This window comes from [Clostridium] fimetarium (assembly GCF_900111235.1).
GTDB lineage: Bacteria > Bacillota > Clostridia > Lachnospirales > Lachnospiraceae > Clostridium_N > Clostridium_N fimetarium.
This window is the reverse complement of record NZ_FOJI01000001.1, coordinates 34,287-51,822: the sequence shown is the minus strand read 5'-3', so window position 1 is coordinate 51,822 and position 17,536 is coordinate 34,287. Positions and strand designations below refer to the sequence as shown.

General features: G+C 31.9%; 18 protein-coding genes. 5 read left to right on the top strand and 13 right to left on the bottom strand.

The features are described from left to right. The first annotated feature begins 12 nt into the window (after window positions 1-12). Both BMY18_RS00340 and BMY18_RS00335 read left to right on the top strand, forming a co-directional pair. Window positions 13-1,020 carry an ATP-binding protein gene (locus BMY18_RS00340; RefSeq protein ID WP_092449426.1) on the top strand — a complete coding sequence of 336 codons (1,008 nt, stop codon included), beginning with the start codon at window positions 13-15 and terminating at the stop codon, window positions 1,018-1,020. Window positions 1,021-1,139: 119 nt separating this feature from the next. Next, the gene (locus tag BMY18_RS00335) at window positions 1,140-2,321 is read left to right on the top strand and encodes a ribose-phosphate pyrophosphokinase (protein ID WP_092449424.1); all 1,182 of its coding nucleotides are present in this window, start codon (window positions 1,140-1,142) and stop codon (window positions 2,319-2,321) included. Window positions 2,322-2,390: 69 nt separating this feature from the next. On the opposite strand, the gene BMY18_RS00330 is transcribed toward BMY18_RS00335, so the two are convergent. After that, complete coding sequence (locus BMY18_RS00330) at window positions 2,391-3,323, bottom strand: YwmB family TATA-box binding protein (protein WP_092449422.1); 933 nt, start codon at window positions 3,321-3,323, stop codon at window positions 2,391-2,393. 258 nt (window positions 3,324-3,581) lie between these two features. Continuing rightward, window positions 3,582-4,022, bottom strand: coding sequence for an ATP synthase subunit I (locus BMY18_RS00325; RefSeq protein WP_092449420.1), 441 nt, complete (start codon window positions 4,020-4,022; stop codon window positions 3,582-3,584). A 117-nt stretch (window positions 4,023-4,139) separates the two neighbouring features. On the opposite strand from BMY18_RS00325, the gene BMY18_RS00320 reads away from it, so the two are divergent. Next, window positions 4,140-4,619, top strand: a complete 480-nt coding sequence (locus BMY18_RS00320; protein WP_092449418.1) for a ribonuclease FAU-1 family protein — start codon at window positions 4,140-4,142, stop codon at window positions 4,617-4,619. A gap of 240 nt (window positions 4,620-4,859) precedes the next feature. Here the strand turns inward: BMY18_RS00320 and BMY18_RS00315 are convergent, their stop codons facing one another. From BMY18_RS00315 to BMY18_RS00270, 10 genes are all read right to left on the bottom strand, one after another. Further along, on the bottom strand, window positions 4,860-5,345 hold the full coding sequence (locus BMY18_RS00315; RefSeq protein WP_092449416.1) for a deoxycytidylate deaminase: 486 nt from the start codon (window positions 5,343-5,345) through the stop codon (window positions 4,860-4,862). 46 nt (window positions 5,346-5,391) lie between these two features. Further along, a complete protein-coding gene (upp, locus tag BMY18_RS00310) occupies window positions 5,392-6,021 on the bottom strand; it encodes a uracil phosphoribosyltransferase (protein ID WP_092449414.1) in 630 nt (209 codons plus the stop codon). A 23-nt stretch (window positions 6,022-6,044) separates the two neighbouring features. Continuing rightward, window positions 6,045-6,476 (bottom strand): ribose 5-phosphate isomerase B, encoded by a 432-nt coding sequence (rpiB, locus tag BMY18_RS00305; RefSeq protein ID WP_092449412.1) that lies wholly within the window; start codon window positions 6,474-6,476, stop codon window positions 6,045-6,047. 97 nt (window positions 6,477-6,573) lie between these two features. Further along, the gene (locus tag BMY18_RS00300; protein ID WP_242940921.1) at window positions 6,574-7,035 is read right to left on the bottom strand and encodes an arsenate reductase/protein-tyrosine-phosphatase family protein; all 462 of its coding nucleotides are present in this window, start codon (window positions 7,033-7,035) and stop codon (window positions 6,574-6,576) included. Between the two features lie 71 nt (window positions 7,036-7,106). Beyond that, the gene (locus BMY18_RS00295) at window positions 7,107-8,162 is read right to left on the bottom strand and encodes an L-threonylcarbamoyladenylate synthase (RefSeq protein WP_092449410.1); all 1,056 of its coding nucleotides are present in this window, start codon (window positions 8,160-8,162) and stop codon (window positions 7,107-7,109) included. A gap of 25 nt (window positions 8,163-8,187) precedes the next feature. Further along, window positions 8,188-8,916 (bottom strand): N-acetylmuramoyl-L-alanine amidase CwlD, encoded by a 729-nt coding sequence (cwlD, locus tag BMY18_RS00290; protein WP_092449408.1) that lies wholly within the window; start codon window positions 8,914-8,916, stop codon window positions 8,188-8,190. A 36-nt stretch (window positions 8,917-8,952) separates the two neighbouring features. Beyond that, entirely contained in the window at window positions 8,953-11,025 is a 2,073-nt protein-coding gene (locus BMY18_RS00285) for a glycosyl hydrolase family 18 protein (RefSeq protein WP_092449406.1), read from the bottom strand. A gap of 309 nt (window positions 11,026-11,334) precedes the next feature. Then, the gene (locus BMY18_RS00280; protein ID WP_092449404.1) at window positions 11,335-11,544 is read right to left on the bottom strand and encodes a hypothetical protein; all 210 of its coding nucleotides are present in this window, start codon (window positions 11,542-11,544) and stop codon (window positions 11,335-11,337) included. An 82-nt stretch (window positions 11,545-11,626) separates the two neighbouring features. Next, window positions 11,627-12,172, bottom strand: a complete 546-nt coding sequence (locus BMY18_RS00275; protein ID WP_139197189.1) for a hypothetical protein — start codon at window positions 12,170-12,172, stop codon at window positions 11,627-11,629. A gap of 37 nt (window positions 12,173-12,209) precedes the next feature. Next, window positions 12,210-13,622, bottom strand: a complete 1,413-nt coding sequence (locus tag BMY18_RS00270) for a serine/threonine-protein kinase (protein ID WP_170841237.1) — start codon at window positions 13,620-13,622, stop codon at window positions 12,210-12,212. A gap of 300 nt (window positions 13,623-13,922) precedes the next feature. Here BMY18_RS00270 and BMY18_RS00265 point away from each other — a divergent pair, with 300 nt between their 5' ends. Continuing rightward, a complete protein-coding gene (locus BMY18_RS00265; RefSeq protein WP_092449397.1) occupies window positions 13,923-14,822 on the top strand; it encodes an adaptor protein MecA in 900 nt (299 codons plus the stop codon). 79 nt (window positions 14,823-14,901) lie between these two features. Here BMY18_RS00265 and BMY18_RS00260 read toward each other — a convergent pair whose 3' ends face one another. After that, complete coding sequence (locus tag BMY18_RS00260) at window positions 14,902-15,108, bottom strand: DUF1858 domain-containing protein (protein ID WP_092449395.1); 207 nt, start codon at window positions 15,106-15,108, stop codon at window positions 14,902-14,904. Between the two features lie 339 nt (window positions 15,109-15,447). Between BMY18_RS00260 and pflB the strand changes: the two genes are divergently transcribed. Continuing rightward, a complete protein-coding gene (gene pflB / locus BMY18_RS00255) occupies window positions 15,448-17,487 on the top strand; it encodes a formate C-acetyltransferase (protein ID WP_092450200.1) in 2,040 nt (679 codons plus the stop codon). Window positions 17,488-17,536: the final 49 nt, after the last annotated feature.

Below are 17,536 nucleotides of genomic sequence, written 5' to 3'. Positions count from 1 at the left end.
CTGAGGAAAATAATGGCACTTACGAATTCACAGCATGACGCTATTATGCGTATGTATAATTTAATTCAAATCAAAAATAAACACCTCCTTGATGAAAGAACTCTTGAAGTTTACGCGGCTTGTCCAAAAATCAAGGAATTGGAAGATGAAATCATTAATCTCTCTATCACAAATGCTCCATTAATTATCCAATTAGGCGATGTTGCACTCGAAAGTTACAAAACAAAGCTTAACGAATTAATTTCTAAACGAATTAGCCTTATGAATGATATGGGGTACTCTTACGACTATCTAGATGAAATCTTTGATTGTTCTTTATGTAAAGATACTGGAATCGTAAATGGAGAACAATGTTCATGTTTCAAAAAAAAAGTGATTGACGTATTTTATCTGCAGTCAAATCTCAAAAACATTTTGACAAAAGAGAACTTTGATAATTTTTCTTTTGAATGGTATTCAAAAGACTCAATTGATTCCACAACTGGTCTCACACCCTATAATAATATGCAAAAAGTTTTATTAATATGCAAAGATTTTATCCGAAATTTTGACTCTTCATTTAATAATCTATTATTTTTTGGCGATACCGGTGTTGGTAAAACGTTTTTATCAAATTGTATTGCTTGTGAAATTTTGAATTCCTCCCACAGTGTAATTTATTTGACTGCAATAGAACTATTTGATATATTTGCAGAACATGACTTTTCACATAATAAATTTAATAACGTTGGAGAAACTATGAGTACATACATTATCAATTGTGATTTATTAATTATTGATGATTTAGGTACTGAACTAAGCAATTCATTTACTAATTCAAAGTTATTTTACTGTATAAACGAAAGAATACTCAAACAAAAATCAACGATTATATCTACCAATTTATCTATTAGAGATTTAGCTTCTACTTATTCAGAAAGAATTTTTTCACGTATTTCAAGTTCTTATACTATGTTGAAATTACATGGCAGTGATATTCGTGTAGAGAAACGTAATAACAATAAAGTAAAAAATTCTTGACTTATTGATTTATAATGATAATATTAATGATGTTTGTTATTTTTATAAACATTATAATTTTAAAATATACCGAACAATTAAATTTTATTAATTGACAAAACACAATGGAGGAACGAATAATGCCACGCGACGAACGTCATACAGAAACAATCCCAGTTGGTACTTTAGGTCTCATCCCAGCAATTAGCTGCGCAAAATTGGGAGAGAAAGTTAATCAATACTTGGTCGATTGGAGGGAACAACGCCAAAATACACATGCGGAAACACTTGCTTTTTCTGGATATCAGAGTGATTCTTATATTGTAAGCGCCCAAACGCCTAGATTTGGTACAGGTGAAGGAAAGGGTGTTATTAATGAATCAGTTCGTGGTTACGACCTGTATATTATGGTTGACGTATGTAACTATAGTTTATCTTATTCTTTATGCGGATATCAAAATAGAATGTCACCTGATGATCATTACCAAGACCTTAAGCGTATTATTGCAGCTGTGGGTGGTAAAGCAAGAAGAATAACCGTTATTATGCCATACCTTTACGAAAGCAGACAGCACAAACGTACAGGTAGAGAATCTCTTGACTGTGCACTTGCATTGCAAGAATTAACAAATATGGGCGTTGACAACATAGTTACTTTTGATGCTCATGATCCACGTGTGCAGAACGCAATTCCTCTGAAAGGATTTGAAACCGTTCCTGCGTCTTATCAATTTATCAAACATTTATTATTAAATATTGATGATCTTGAAATTGACAGTGATCATATGATGGTAATCAGCCCTGATGAAGGTGGAATGGGACGTGCTGTATACTTTGCAAATGTTCTAGGAATCGATATGGGTATGTTCTATAAAAGGCGAGATTACACAAAAGTTGTTAAAGGACGTAATCCAATTGTTGCTCATGAGTTCCTTGGTGCCTCTGTAGAAGGAAAAGATGTTTTCATTATCGATGATATGATTTCTTCTGGCGAAAGCATTCTTGAGGTTGCTGCCGAGCTTAAGAGAAGAAAAGCTAGACGCGTATTTGCGGCTAGTACATTTGGTCTTTTCACGAATGGTTTCAATAAATTTGACGAAGCATATGAAAATGGGACTATAGATAAAATACTTACAACTAATCTTGTATACCAACCAGAGGAACTCCTCTCAAAACCTTGGTATATCAGCGTAGATATGAGTAAGTACATTGCGCTACTTGTTGATACATTAAATCATGATGCATCCATCAGTGAACTTCTAAGCCCAGTTGAACGTATTCAAACAAGAGTTAATGAATATAACGAAAAACATAATAGATAACCAGCACGAAAAAGTAGCTCCTTTTGATATTAAATATCAAAAGGAGCTGTTTTTTTTATTAGGTAATACCTAGTAATCTTCGCTACTAATCGGCGTTGCAACATACACATTCGTTTCATCTTTTTGTTCATCGTAATTCATCATAATATTTACATTTATTTTGTTTGAACTAACGGTTATATATTCATCAATATCTGAAGTATAACCATAGATAGTATACAAATCATCTGTTTTATTTTCAGCTACCACATTGACATCCATTGAGTCGATGAAATTACTCGCTATTGAATTTTTAAGCGCAATATCAAGTTTTCCTTTCACTGCACCCTTCAGATTAACAGTAACTGTTGTATCTATTTTAAGATTTTCAACAATATCTTTAACGATTTTTTCATATGAAAAGGCCGATTGAATCGAATTATTTAGTATTACATTAATATAAATATATTGCTTCGCTTGTATGACATTTTGCTCTACGACTGTTTCTACCGTAACTAGTTTACATATTACTTCTCCATTTTGCCCAGTTTGACTGAGTGTTGTAGTTGAGTTGTCATCTTCACGTGTAGTTTCAATACTATATTTATTTATACCAATTTTAGTTGCAACATCTTTTAATATCGTGTTTTTAGCATCTTGGCTTAAATATAACACTCCATATTCTCCAAATGTTTCAATAGATGCACTCATTTCCATAAGAGAAGCATTATTAAATGCTGTAACTATATTATTTGCAGGCATAGTAGATGTATTATCAAACCATATTATTTTCAATAAAGTGGCTATCCATAATGCAACACCAATATAAATTGCGATTCGTTTATATAAATAGCCTCTTACTCTATATTTATTTTTTCGTATTTTTTTATCAACAATATTTTTCTGTTCGTCTGTTCTAATTTTTCTATTATTAGAACTTTGACTTATATATCGTTTTCCATATTGTTTTCCATAACGTTTTCCAGATCGTTCTCCATATTGTTCACCATTCAAATATTTCATAAAAAAGCTCCTTCCAAATAGATTCCCAATTTATTTTCTAAATTGTTACCATTTAAAGGATATTTTATACATATTTTTTAATTATATAATTTTTTTCTATATTTCTGTAAACTGATTCTATATATTTTTCTAAATACTATTTCTATATATTTTTTCTCTATACTATTTTTATATATTTTTCTTTATACTTTTTCTATATACTTTTTCTCTATACTTTTTCTCTATACTTTTTCTCTATACTTTTTCTATATACTTTTTCTATATACTATTTTTATGGTTCTTTTCTATAATCTTTTTTATGATTTCATGTGTAAAAGATTGTAAATACGCAGATAATTTTAATGCAAACATCCCGATTAATCCAGCCAGAAGATTTCCTACTCCTGTAACATACATTCCACAAAATATTAATGCAATAAAAGACATTCTTATTACATATGCAACGATTGATCTTTTTACTGCTGATTTTTCTAAGTGATGTAATGCATGCTCTAATGTGATTTTCATATGAATTGTAGAAATAATGGAAATAACAACGCCAACTAAAAATCCTATTGCATAAAGTTTCTTATTTGGCAAAAAAGCCAAGATTACAATCTCACCTAAAATAAGATACAAAATATCCACAATTGTCATATCTATCAATACTGATGATGTATTTATATATACATTTATAAATGTTTTTTTTAATTTATTCATTATATCACGTTCCTTTCGGCCGAGAATCAATCTTTATCTTTATTTAATATTAATAAGTGATTGTGTTTTTTATGTCGAATTGTTATAATTTAGAAAAGGCGCAAGGAGGAATATATTATGTCAACACTTTATCGCAAAAGACTAATACCGGACGAATGCATTTGCCTTAATAATGACGATATTATTGTTCAAAATAATACTCAGATAATTACCATATGGAAAACCTTGCATCCTAAGACTGAATTTGCAAAAGGCATATCTTATTATGTAATTGATAAAGGCTGGAAAATCAGCAAATTTTACAGTGAGCAGGATGAATTGGTTTACATTTATTGTGATATTATTGATACTTTTTATGATGAAAATACTGATTCTTATACATTTACTGATCTTTTAGCTGACGTAATTGTAGAAAATAATGGCGATGTTAAGGTAATTGATTTAGATGAACTTGCAACAGCACTTAAATCTGACATTATTAGTAGTCACATGATTGTTACTGCTCTTAATCGTTTAGATGCTTTGCTTAAAATTATCTACAGTGGTGAATTGCAAGAATATATTAACATACTTGATCAATATTTGATTTTACTATAATTAATTGGATAACGGGCGAAAAAACATATATATAGCCTCTTGTTCGCGGATTGAAACGACTACCTTACAATAATGTTTGCATTTGGCTTGACACAAGTGTCAGCCACCTGCAGACATTATTGTAAGGTAGTCGTTTCAAATGCGGACAATTGAGGCTATATATATGTTTTTTCTACGATATGCCAACTAGTTTAGAGCAAAATCGGGGGCTTGGGGGGATGGCCACTCAGATACTCTATTTTATAAATCGATTGTGATTTGGCGGCCGGAGTTTATATACTTTGTGTATTTGACGCGGGATGCGTCGAACATTCGCTTGGATGCAACTACTGATGGAGTATCGGCATATTTGTCTATTGCATATACAACATCTTTAATTCCAGCTTGAATAATTGCTTTCGCACATTCATTGCAAGGAAATAACGATACATACATCTTTGCACCTTCAAGGCTTCCACCTCTATAGTTTAATATTGCATTAAGTTCACTGTGGGCAGTATATATATATTTATTATCCAAAGGATCACCTTCTCTTGACCAAGGGAATTCATCATCTGAACATCCACTTGGTAATCCGTTATATCCCATAGATAAAATCTTGTTATCTGAGCTTACAATACAAGCTCCAACTTGAGTACTCGGATCTTTTGAACGCATACCTGAAAGAACTGCTACACCCATAAAATATTCATCCCAGGATATGTAATCTTGTCTTTTCTCACTCATTTTACAAACTTCCTTTCTCCATAATATCAACGATTTAGTAATATAATTATTTTGTGCCAAATATTCTATCCCCAGCATCTCCTAGACCTGGAACAATATATTTATTTTCATTTAAATATTTATCAAGCACTCCAATATAGATTTTAACATCTGGATGCTCTTGCTGTAATCTTGCCAAACCTTCTGGTGCAGCAATAATACACATAAATCTTATATTCTTAGCGCCTCTTCTTTTCAACAATGTAACTGCTGCTGATGCGGAGCCACCTGTTGCAAGCATTGGATCTACCAAAAATATTTCTCTTTCAGGAATATCCTCTGGGAGTTTACAGTAATACTCAATCGGTTCATGAGTTTTCTCGTCTCGATATAAACCAATATGACCAACTTTAGCCGCTGGAATCATCGCAAGCATTCCATCTACCATTCCAAGTCCTGCTCTAAGAATAGGAACAATTGCAAGTTTTTTTCCTCTAAGTTGCTGAACAACAGTTTCACAAATTGGTGTATCTATAGTAATATCTTGTAATTTCAAATCTCTAGTAGCCTCATAACACATAAGCATTGCAACTTCACTTATTAACTCTCTAAAATCCTTTGATCCTGTTTCAACATTTCTCACCAACCCAATTTTGTGCTTTATCAATGGGTGTTCCATTACAACTACTTCTGACATTAATAATTCCTCCGTTTTTAAGTTTATTCTTCAATTAGACCAATTCTTCTGATATGCCTTTCATCATTAGAAAAGTCAGTGTGTATAAATGTATCGACGATTTTAAGTGCATGTCCATCTCCAGTAACACGTGCGCCTAGACATAAAATATTAGCGTTATTATGTTGCCTTGTGGCCTCTGCGCTAAAACAGTCTCCACATAACGCTGCCCTAACGCCGGTGACTTTGTTAGCGGCTATCGACATTCCGATACCTGTTCCACAAATAAGAATTCCTAACTTACATTCGCCATTTACCACTGAATTTGCTACTACTTTTGCATAATCAGGATAATCACAAGATTTTACATCATTACAACCAAAATCTTTAAATTCTATACCTTCTTTTTTCAGATAACTAATTATCTGTTGTTTTAACTCAAATCCGCCATGATCACATCCTAATGCTATTTGCATTATTTTCTCCATTCCTGTGGCTTGCTTTAGCAAGACACAATCAAATATTTGTGTTGCAAATGTAAATATTATTATAAATAAGGATGATACTCTTTATTTAATCAACTTCATCCTCAAATAGTATATCTGCTGCTTTATTAATCAAAATATATAATTTTTCGTAACACTTAATATATTCTTCAATACCTTTCCCATAAGGGTCTTCGATATCTCCATCCTGCGAGCCAACATACTCTTCCAATGTATATACATTTATTGCATTTTCAAATTGAGCATATATCTTCTGCTTTTGTGCATCGCTCATAGTAAGTACTAATGTATCATTATTAAAATCTTCTTTTTCTAGCTGTCTTGATGATTTACTTGGCATAATTAGCCCATGACTTGACACAACGGCAACGGCCTTAGGATTATATGGTTCTGGAAAAAGCACCACCATCCCCCTTGAGGAGACCAATATATCTTTGTCTTTTTTTCGGCTACTCATTATTGTTGCTGCCATCGGGCTTCTGCAAGTATTCGCTGTGCAAACAAATATTATCATATTATATTTCTTCATATTCTACACCACTGCACTAAAAATCGCAATATTTAGTCCTTTCATTAATAAAATCATAATATCTTCTACCATTAAACATTTATTATAGTATGTCCTGCTGCTTTAATGAGTCTATTCATTACTGCTTGTCCAACATTGTCCCTAGAGAATCCTTCAGAATATATATAATCCACTTCTAATTCATCAAATTCTCTTAAAACTTCATATAAATGTTTTGCGACAGTCGCTTCATCGCTTCTAGTTCCTACGCTTCGAACATCACCTTGTGTATACCTATGAAAGCTTTCGTCAGTAGACATAATTCCAATTTTAAATCCTTTTGTAATTTTTTCTCTTGCAATGCTGTTTATCTTAGCAATAACATCGGTCTCTTTACCTTCCACAATAGTCAAATCTGCTTGTGGTGCATAATGTTTATATTTCATTCCCGGTGCTTTGGGCACTGCCGAAGTTACTCCACCTTCAACAATTGCCATATCGACTTCGACTTTTCCGAGAACTTTACCAAGCATTTCCTTTGTTATATAACCTGGCCTTAATATGATTGGAATATCTCCAGTCAAATCAACGATGGTTGATTCAATTCCGATATCCACTGTATCATCTTTAATTATCATATCAATTTTACCATTTAAGTCTTTCATTACATGTTTTGCCTTCGTTGGACTCGGATGTTGTGAAGTATTGGCACTAGGTGCTGCGATATACAATCCTGACCGTTCAATCAAATGTCGCGCAGTTGGATGGCTAGGCATTCTAATCGCAACCGTTCCAAGCCCACCTGTAATTTCATTAGGAACGATATTCTTCTTTTTGAGAATCATAGTAAGTGGACCTGGCCAAAATTCATCAGCAACTTTCAAAGCCATTTCATTGACATCTACAGATAAATCATAGAGTGCAGAAACATCCGCAATATGAACGATTAAAGGATTATCTGAAGGTCTTCCTTTCGCGGCATATATTTTCCTGGATGCTTTAGGGTCAAGTGCGTTCGCACCTAATCCGTATACTGTTTCTGTCGGAAAGGCTACTAGCCCACCTTTTTTTAATATTTCTGCTGCTTTACTATATATTTCCTCGTCTTTTTTATTATTTCCACTAATCTCTAAAATTATAGTTTCCATTGATTTTCTCCTGCATTTTCTTAACTCACTCATCAATTAAGTATGTAACTATCCCATTATACAATGCCTCTGCGATACTATGTTGATATTCTTCTGTATTAAGAAGTGCATCCTCTTGCGGATTAGACAAAAATCCACATTCTGCAATTACGATTGGTATTTTCGTATTTACAAGCATGTAGTATGATTTATTTGCCTTTTCAATTCTAGTATTATTATTGTTCACCGTTTCTTTAAACGAATTCTGTAAAATACCAGCAAGTTTCTTGCCTTGTGCTGAATATGTATAATAAAAAACTTGAGCTCCACTTACATCTGAATCAGGGAAACTATTTTGATGGATGCTAATCGCCAAATCCGCATTACTATTATTAATCATCTGGCATCTTTTTTTCATATCTGATACTTTTTTGTTAGAATCATTCTCATTATATAGCCCTTTATCATCAGTTCGAGTCATTATCACATTAATTCCATCTGCCTCTAAAATGGCTTTTAATTTCAAAGCGATACTTAGGTTAATGTCTTTTTCAAACACACCAGCTTTACTTTCTTTTCCGCCATCAACTCCGCCATGTCCACTATCGATTACAACTGTTTTACTATTGTCCGATTTAGTGGAAGCCGCACCTTCCGATGCTAATTTTTTGTTATTTGCAGAAGCCTGTGCAATTGGGAGCCCGTAACTCACTGTAATATATACAGCTACAAGTAATATAATAGACATCACAAGTTCAATACTATTATGTTTCATTACATAACCTCAAAATAAATACCTTTATACATTCTATTATTGGTTATACTTTGCTATTACACTCCAAACCGATTTATTTTCAAGTCCTAACTTCCATTGGGCTACGCCAGCCAATTCATAATGCTGAATTAATTTCATTTTTTCTTCTATTGAATGATCTTCTTCTAACCATATTTTTACGACTACATTATCTAATTCATAGGAACCAAAGTATTGTCCTACGGTTTCATCCCAAATTGCTGGTGCTTTATTCGCATTTAAATTATCTATTGCTACTTGCATTCCAACCGCTTTGCTCGTTGTAACAGTTTCTCCATTCGTTGTTGTTAATGTCCAAACTCTAGTGAAGAACGGAATTGCATCAATTAACTTTTTACTGGAGACTTGCGCAAGTGCACCCGTAATTCCTTCTTCAACGAATCCAATGGACGCGACTGATCCACTTTCTGATCCTGAATAATGCTCATCATATCCCATAATTACTAAATAATCAACAAATGCATTCTGTTCTGCCAAGTCATAAAATGAATTAAACTTAGCTGGTTTATAATTATCTGTTGAAAGTACAATATTATTATTTCTACAAGCAACAGATAGTTCTCTAATAAACTGCAAATAATGTTTTGCGCTTTCTATAGTAACTTTTTCAAAATCAATATTGATTCCATCATAGCCATATTTTTTTGAATCATTGATCAAAGTACTAATCATCTTTTTTCTCGCCGTTTTGCTTGAATACAACGTAACACCATTAATGCTAGAATCAAAATCATCCACTAGCGGCCATACTTCAATTCCTCTTACATGCATCTTATCAACAAAATCTTTCGTAGCCAAACAGCTCATATCGCCATTATTACTTGTAATAGAATACCATGTTGGCGAGAGCGTCGTCACTTTTTGTGTTCCATCCAAATAATTTCCAATACTATTATTTGCGGTTGTATTGGTAACTTGGAACCATGCTAAAGATATCTTATAATCCTTTATAATTGATGAAATATTATCTGTATATACATTTTCTCTTTTTTCAGTAAAAGTTTCGCTTACACAATCGCTTTTGATATATCCCAAAAATCCAGATTCAGTAGTAACTTCCACCCAACCGTCTATACTCTTATTATAGCGGATCTTCGTATCTTGGGCTACCTCTTCAAGCACTAGACTTTTTATTCCACCTCTATATCTTACAACTGTGTCCTTCGTTACTGTAACATAATCCACATCATTGAAATCGTTACTAATCACAACTCTATTGGGATCTTGATAGTAGCTATATGTAAAATTTGAGTATTTGCTAACGTATTCAAAGTCAATATATAGTTTCCCATTAACTTCATCCACTATATCAAAGTCCTCAGAGTAGGACTTTCCTTTTGAATCTGTATATGTATTATGATTGATATTATATGTATAAATATCTGTAGCAGTTGTATATAAAATCGTCTTGCTCTCTGTGTCAAAGTAAAATCTTTGGTTTAATTTTTGCGCGATAAAATCACAGGAAAGATATAATCTTCCATTATTGTAAATTCCCGTAGTATCTATGGTTTCATTATTTAACATAACGAGTACATCATCACCTTGAATCACATCAAAATAGGTATACCCTGACATATGTTCCTTTGTTGGCGTATACTTATTAATGATAGCAATAACGCTAATAATAATTCCTATAACAACCGCACCCGTCATTCCAAGTAAAACAACTTTTCTTTTTTTTCGCTGTTTAACTGAACGATTTGATCCTAAACCTATTCTTTTCTTATCTTTTCTAACGCTTACATTTTTCCCCTTTTTAGATGTTAACTTTCCAAAAGCTTTTAACTTTTTATCCTCATCTGTTAAGGCATCCTCATCACCAATCTGAAAGTTGTCATCTTCAAAATTATCATCTAATAATTCATCATCTTCAAAATCATCATTATCTAGCAATCCATCATCATCATCGATCAATTCATCTTCACTATCATCATCCAGTAATTCTTCATCTTCACTATTTTCATCTAGTAGCTCTTTATATTCAACATCATTGTCTAATAATTCTGTATCCTTAATATTATCATCTAATAATTCTTTATCTTTTTTATTAACTGTATACTTCTCCATATCTTCCCTCCAAATTTACACTTCAGCCCCTAATCGTCTGATTTCTCAGGCCCCTAATAATTATACCGACTACGTTTTATTTTTAATATTACTAACTTAATAAATAGATTAAACTTAAAATATAATAATTAGCTCTATTAAAAATAACCTTTAATATTATACCATTATTTTGATGATTAGTCACCAAAATAATATGACGTAACATAAAATCCCCATTTTGTGCAGCAAGGGGATTGCCTACAAAACAGGGATTTTATACCGGTACATAAAGGGGATCTCATTGTCCGGGTTACATTTTAGTAAATAATGTCAAAATGATGTAAGAATATCATAATTAACTTGTATACACTCACCATCATCGTCTTCAATATAATCTTTCATGCAACAATCTTCTTCATGTAAAATGTCACTTGAAATATCTGTTTCTTTTGTTATTTCATAACCATTGTAATTCACCTTAATACCTGAACCAAGCAGTTCCAATATCTCTTCTGTGACTGCTTTTACTTGCTGTCCCATTTACTATTCTCCTTAGTTTACCTCCAATTTTTTTGTCTAATATAATATTTGTGATATACTATTTTCCAAAAGATATTGGATATTAATTTAATTTTTTCTCAATCCATTCCATATGGTTACTTCCTATATAAAATGGATTTTCTTCAAATGGAATTTGTCCTATTTTGACTTTATATTTATCTTTTATTATTTTATCTACTTCACGATCTTTTGATAATGAAAGAAATTCACATGCAGAAATTTCTGAGATTTTCTGCATATTTTCAAAACAATCAAAATATTCCTGCGCCTTCCATTTACTCAAACTCCCCACTATAATCTTTTTATGGCTCCTTAAAAATTCATTTCTTCCTAATATATAATTACTTGATACATCTAATATTAAATAATCATAATTACTAGCCATAATTTTAGGGATATCTTCGTATGAAATATCCTCATAAAAGTCCATTCCATTTACTTCAAAACATGTTTTGTAAATATTCGAACACTTCATATTCTTAATTTCCGTATATGAATTATTTCTATTAAGTTCCAATAATGCCACTTTTTTTCCCAAACCGTTTACAAGATAATTTCCCATCATAATTGTCAAGTGTGTGGTCCCTACACCACGTCCAACTCCCATTACACCAACTATGTAGGGGTTTTGATGGTAATTTTTCTTAACTTTTTTTCTTTTTAAGAATTTCAGAAATACATCTCCTTAATATTGTATTTTTTTTACTTTTTATTCCATACCAATTAGGAAATAAATCGTTAAAAAGCTCTTTAAATACTTCATCGGTTATCTCATCATTAGAATACCAATCATATTTACATGGCATTCTGTACATTTTTTGCTTGGGGCTATTATTTTGTATGTATGAATAGAACTGTTTTCCACTGATATGGTTTAAAATACATACACAGTTTTCATACTTATCAAGTGCATTTTGTAACTCGTTTTGTTCGTAATACTTTCCAACCCCTACTAATATTAGAGCCTTGTTATTACCTTCTGGCAAACTATTACTGTCGATTTCGCTAGTTACTCCTAGATCCTTAACAATTATTTTATATTCCTTTTCTAGTTCAACATTAATACATTGATTATAATTTGGTAGCAGGTATGCCCCGTATAACTTGTATGTGCCAAACGAAGTAATATTTCCTTTTTCAACAAGACCTAGCATATTATTAGTATTAGTACAATCCATACATACTGTTTTTATACCTATCTTATTCAAATAATTGGTTAGGCAAATACTAATATGTGTAGTTCCAATTCCATGTTTTATTCCAACTATATTTATTTCTAGAGATTCTTTAGAGCATTCCTTAGATAATTCATTCAATATTTTTTGCAAATCCAGTTTCACTTTACAAACTTCATTATATCGCTGTATTGAATTATGTTTCGTACATTTTTTGATTATTTTTTTTAGATTCTTGTGACGTAATGTTTCAACGCAAGACTGTATATATCCACTTGTTGACATATACAATAATAGAATTCCTAAACCATATATATCTGCAGTCTTTCCTACGTTCAGTCTGTGATACTGTTCAGGTGCTGCAAATCCTTTACTTCCAATGCATTGTTTCAATTCTTGATTTTGATATGAAGCATTATCGTAGTCAATGATTTTAATTATATTATCATCATTTATCATTATGTTATCTGGCTTTAAATCCAAATGTAAAATACATTCATTTTTTTCGCTTTCTTTTCCATTTGAATGCAAATAGTCTAAAATATCACATATTTGTATCCCAAACTGACAAATCGCTTTTAAAGACAGTTGTTGTTTTTCTAACATAAATGATGTCATTGATTTTCCAGAAATATATTCTTCAATAATACATATACTATTTTCATCTTCATCAATATCATAAATAATTGGAATTCCGGAATGTTTAAGATTCTTAATTAGATTAGCTTCTTGCAAATACCTTATACTATTTGCTTCGCTTTTTTTGATATACTTGACAGCACGTAATACATTAAGCTTTTTGTGTTTTGCTAAATATACTTTTGTGTGAGTTCCGTGCCCTAACTCACTAATGATTTCATATTTATCAGATATTATATTCAAAATTTATCTTATTATTTCAACCTCCTTCTCACTAAAGAATCTATAAGCATCTCATAATCTAATTATATCTCTTGTTTATAATTTATGCAACAGTTATTTATCAGAAATCGTATATTTTAATTCGTAATACCGTATATTTGTTCATTAATTATTATAGTTCATTTTAATAGGTAAAAAATGTTATAAATGTGGGAAAAATGTACTTGGAAATAATTAAATTTTTATATATTTCCTTTACAGATCTATCTAAAATGGTATACTATTAAAACAAGAAATATTTCAAAGTTAGGAAGTGATTTTATGAAAATAGAAAAATTAAGTGACAATCAAATACGCTGTACCTTAAACAAATCTGATTTGGCTTCCCGCGAGTTGAAAATCAGCGAGCTTGCCTATGGAAGCGAGAAGGCTAAAGATTTATTTCGTGATATGATGCAACAGGCTTCCTATGAATTAGGTTTTGAAGCGGAAGATATCCCGTTAATGATTGAAGCTATTCCAGTTTCTACTGATTGTATTATACTTGTAATAACGAAAGTTGAAGACCCTGAAGAACTTGACACAAGATTTTCAAAATTTGCACCAGATATTTCTGATGATGAAGATGAGGATATGGATTTTTCATATGAAAATGATTCTTTAGATATGATTGATCATCAAACCGAACCTGATAATAGAGCTGATGATGTTATTAATCTATTTAGTAAAGTCAAAGACTATTTAAATAGTAATGTTGACGATATAATTGAAATACCTAAGAATAAAACTGATAATTTTATTCCATTTAATAAATCTCTAAAAAATTCAGCGATTAATTCTACACCTAAAGATTTTAATACTACACCCAATACATTATCAGACACAACTAGCAAAGATACGAATGATTCTACAAAAGAATCTGAAGTTAATGTAATTCGAATATTTCAATTTGATGATCTTAACATTATTAATAATGCTGCAAATATAATTAGTTCCATATATTCAGGCGATAATTCTTTATATAAAGATGTTAAGAATAACATTTATTACTTGGTTATTGAAAAGTCTGATTGTTCGCCTACAGAATTTAATAAAGTATGTAATATTCTTTCTGAATACGGAAACAAGATACATTTTTCATATGCAAGTCATGCATTCATTGAAGAACATTGTGAAACTATTATTAAAAGTAATGCAATTCAAATTCTTGCAAATTTGTAATTCATGGGTTAGCATTTATTTACCTAAAAAGAAGCCTTTAGCAATATAACAGAGCTAAGGCTTCTTATAGTAAGTATAATTAATTATTAGATTCTATATAGTCATTGATATCTGACATTAATGCATCCGCATCTAAACCATGAACCATTGCTGCTTCTTCAATGGATTCTCCTTGCGCTGATGGACATCCTATACAGTGCATTCCTGCGCTCATAAGAATAGGAATGATTCCTGCATCTATCTTAATTGCATCGCCAATAGTTGTTTCTTTCGTTATTTTATTCATTGTTGATCCTCCTATTATTATAAAATTATGTTTTCCTCCAAATGGAAGGGTAAACTATGTATATCATAATATTCATAAATATAAATGTCAAGGTTAAGTGCTTATAATTTATGCAATTTTAATATAAATTGTTTTTTTTCTAGTAATTGATAAATTATAGACGATTGTTTTTAATAAAGCACAAGCATCCTATTGACGTGTATACAGTATTCTTATATAATGAACCTGTCGTAAAGACGTACTATAGCATTAAAAAAGCCAGTATTTATGGGCTTTCTTGGGAATTGTTTACAGTAATCACATATTATACTATATTTATCATAGGAGGAATTTTAAATGATTAGAACAGAATGGAAAGATTTCGTAGGCGGCAATTGGACCGAAGAAATTGATGTAAGAGACTTCATCCAAAAAAATTACACACCATATGATGGTGATGACAGCTTTCTTTGCGGACCTACAGATGCAACAAAAACTCTTTGGGCACAAGTAATGGATTTATCAAATCAAGAACGTGAAGCAGGTGGTGTTCTTGACATGGATACTAAAGTTGCTTCAACACTCCTTTCACACGGAGCTGGTTACCTAAACAAAGATCTTGAAACGATTGTTGGTTTCCAGACAGAAAAGCCTTTTAAGAGATCTATGCAGCCTTATGGTGGTGCAAGAATGGCTCAGAAAGCATGTTCAGATAATGGATATGAAATGGATAAAGAAGTATTTGAATTTTTTACAACACATAGAAAAACACATAATGCTGGTGTTTTCGATGCCTATACTCCAGAAATGAGAACAGCTCGTTCAAACCATATTGTTACTGGTCTTCCAGATGCTTATGGCCGTGGTCGTATCATTGGTGATTATCGTCGTATCGCTTTATATGGTGTTGATGCGTTAATCATTGATAAAGAAGAACAAAAAGCTACAACAAAACAAGTTATGACCGCTGAAACAATCCGTGACCGCGAAGAATTATCAGAACAAATCAAAGCATTAAAAGAACTCAAAAAATTAGCTAACATCTACGGATGTGATATTTCAAAACCTTCTACTAATGTAAAAGAAGCTATCCAAGGATTATATTTTGGTTACTTAGCTGCTGTTAAAGAACAAAACGGCGCTGCTATGTCACTTGGACGTACTTCAACATTTGTTGATGTATATGCACAAAGAGATTTGGCTAATAAAACATTTACAGAAGATCAAATTCAAGAATTCGTTGATCATTTCATTATGAAATTAAGACTTGTAAAATTTGCTCGTACTCCAGAATATAATGCAATATTCGCTGGTGATCCTACATGGGTTACTGAATCAATCGGTGGTGTTGGTATTGATGGACGTCATATGGTTACTAAGATGTCATTTAGATATCTAAATACACTTCATAATTTAGGAACAGCTCCAGAACCTAATCTTACAGTTCTTTGGTCAACAAGATTACCAGCTAACTTTAAGAAGTTCTGTGCTAAGGTATCTATTATGTCATCAGCAATACAATATGAAAATGATGATTTGATGAGAGTAACTCATGGTGATGATTACGCAATTGCTTGTTGTGTTTCTTCAATGAGAGTTGGTAAAGAAATGCAATTCTTTGGTGCTCGTGCTAACTTAGCAAAATGTTTATTATATGCCATTAATGGTGGTGTTGATGAATGCACCAAAATACAAGTAGGTGCTAAGTACAGACCAGTTACAACTGAATATCTTGATTACGATGATGTTATGGAAAAATATGATGATATGATGTCTTGGTTAGCTAGCCTTTATGTTAATACATTAAATGTTATTCATTATATGCATGACAAATATTGCTATGAAAGAATTCAAATGTCTCTTCACGACAGAGAAGTAAAACGATACTTTGCAACCGGTATTGCTGGTCTATCCGTAGTAGCTGATTCACTTTCAGCTATGAAATATGCCAAAGTTAAAGTTATCAGAGATGAAGACGGTTTAGCCGTAGATTATCAAGTAGAAGGAGATTATCCTAAATATGGTAACGATGATGACCGTGTTGATAAGATTGCTGTAAATATCGTGAAAAAATTTATGGCAAAAATCAAATCGAATGAAACATACAGAAATGGTGTTCCAACTACTTCAATATTAACAATTACTTCAAATGTAACTTATGGTAAAAATACAGGCTCGACTCCTGACGGACGACATAAAGGCCAACCATTTGCTCCAGGTGCTAATCCACTCCACGGCCGCGACACTCATGGTGCAATTGCATCATTAGCATCAGTTGCCAAGCTTCCTTTCAAAGATGCTCAGGATGGTATTTCTAACACTTTCACAATCGTTCCTGGTGCTCTCGGTAAAGCAGATCAACTTTTCACTGGAGATCTTGATATTGATTTAAATTTATAATTTCAAAAATAATACCAAAAGGATCGTGAACATAGATGGATAACGAAAA

What these genes read in the sequence shown, in the direction of transcription:
- BMY18_RS00340 (WP_092449426.1), top strand. Translation starts at nt 13, where the DNA reads ATGGCACTTACGAATTCACAGCATGACGCTATTATGCGTATGTATAAT.
- BMY18_RS00335 (WP_092449424.1), top strand. Translation starts at nt 1,140, where the DNA reads ATGCCACGCGACGAACGTCATACAGAAACAATCCCAGTTGGTACTTTA.
- BMY18_RS00330 (WP_092449422.1), bottom strand. Translation starts at nt 3,323, where the DNA reads ATGAAATATTTGAATGGTGAACAATATGGAGAACGATCTGGAAAACGT.
- BMY18_RS00325 (WP_092449420.1), bottom strand. Translation starts at nt 4,022, where the DNA reads ATGAATAAATTAAAAAAAACATTTATAAATGTATATATAAATACATCA.
- BMY18_RS00320 (WP_092449418.1), top strand. Translation starts at nt 4,140, where the DNA reads ATGTCAACACTTTATCGCAAAAGACTAATACCGGACGAATGCATTTGC.
- BMY18_RS00315 (WP_092449416.1), bottom strand. Translation starts at nt 5,345, where the DNA reads ATGAGTGAGAAAAGACAAGATTACATATCCTGGGATGAATATTTTATG.
- upp (WP_092449414.1), bottom strand. Translation starts at nt 6,021, where the DNA reads ATGTCAGAAGTAGTTGTAATGGAACACCCATTGATAAAGCACAAAATT.
- rpiB (WP_092449412.1), bottom strand. Translation starts at nt 6,476, where the DNA reads ATGCAAATAGCATTAGGATGTGATCATGGCGGATTTGAGTTAAAACAA.
- BMY18_RS00300 (WP_242940921.1), bottom strand. Translation starts at nt 7,035, where the DNA reads ATGAAGAAATATAATATGATAATATTTGTTTGCACAGCGAATACTTGC.
- BMY18_RS00295 (WP_092449410.1), bottom strand. Translation starts at nt 8,162, where the DNA reads ATGGAAACTATAATTTTAGAGATTAGTGGAAATAATAAAAAAGACGAG.
- cwlD (WP_092449408.1), bottom strand. Translation starts at nt 8,916, where the DNA reads ATGAAACATAATAGTATTGAACTTGTGATGTCTATTATATTACTTGTA.
- BMY18_RS00285 (WP_092449406.1), bottom strand. Translation starts at nt 11,025, where the DNA reads ATGGAGAAGTATACAGTTAATAAAAAAGATAAAGAATTATTAGATGAT.
- BMY18_RS00280 (WP_092449404.1), bottom strand. Translation starts at nt 11,544, where the DNA reads ATGGGACAGCAAGTAAAAGCAGTCACAGAAGAGATATTGGAACTGCTT.
- BMY18_RS00275 (WP_139197189.1), bottom strand. Translation starts at nt 12,172, where the DNA reads ATGGGAGTTGGACGTGGTGTAGGGACCACACACTTGACAATTATGATG.
- BMY18_RS00265 (WP_092449397.1), top strand. Translation starts at nt 13,923, where the DNA reads ATGAAAATAGAAAAATTAAGTGACAATCAAATACGCTGTACCTTAAAC.
- BMY18_RS00260 (WP_092449395.1), bottom strand. Translation starts at nt 15,108, where the DNA reads ATGAATAAAATAACGAAAGAAACAACTATTGGCGATGCAATTAAGATA.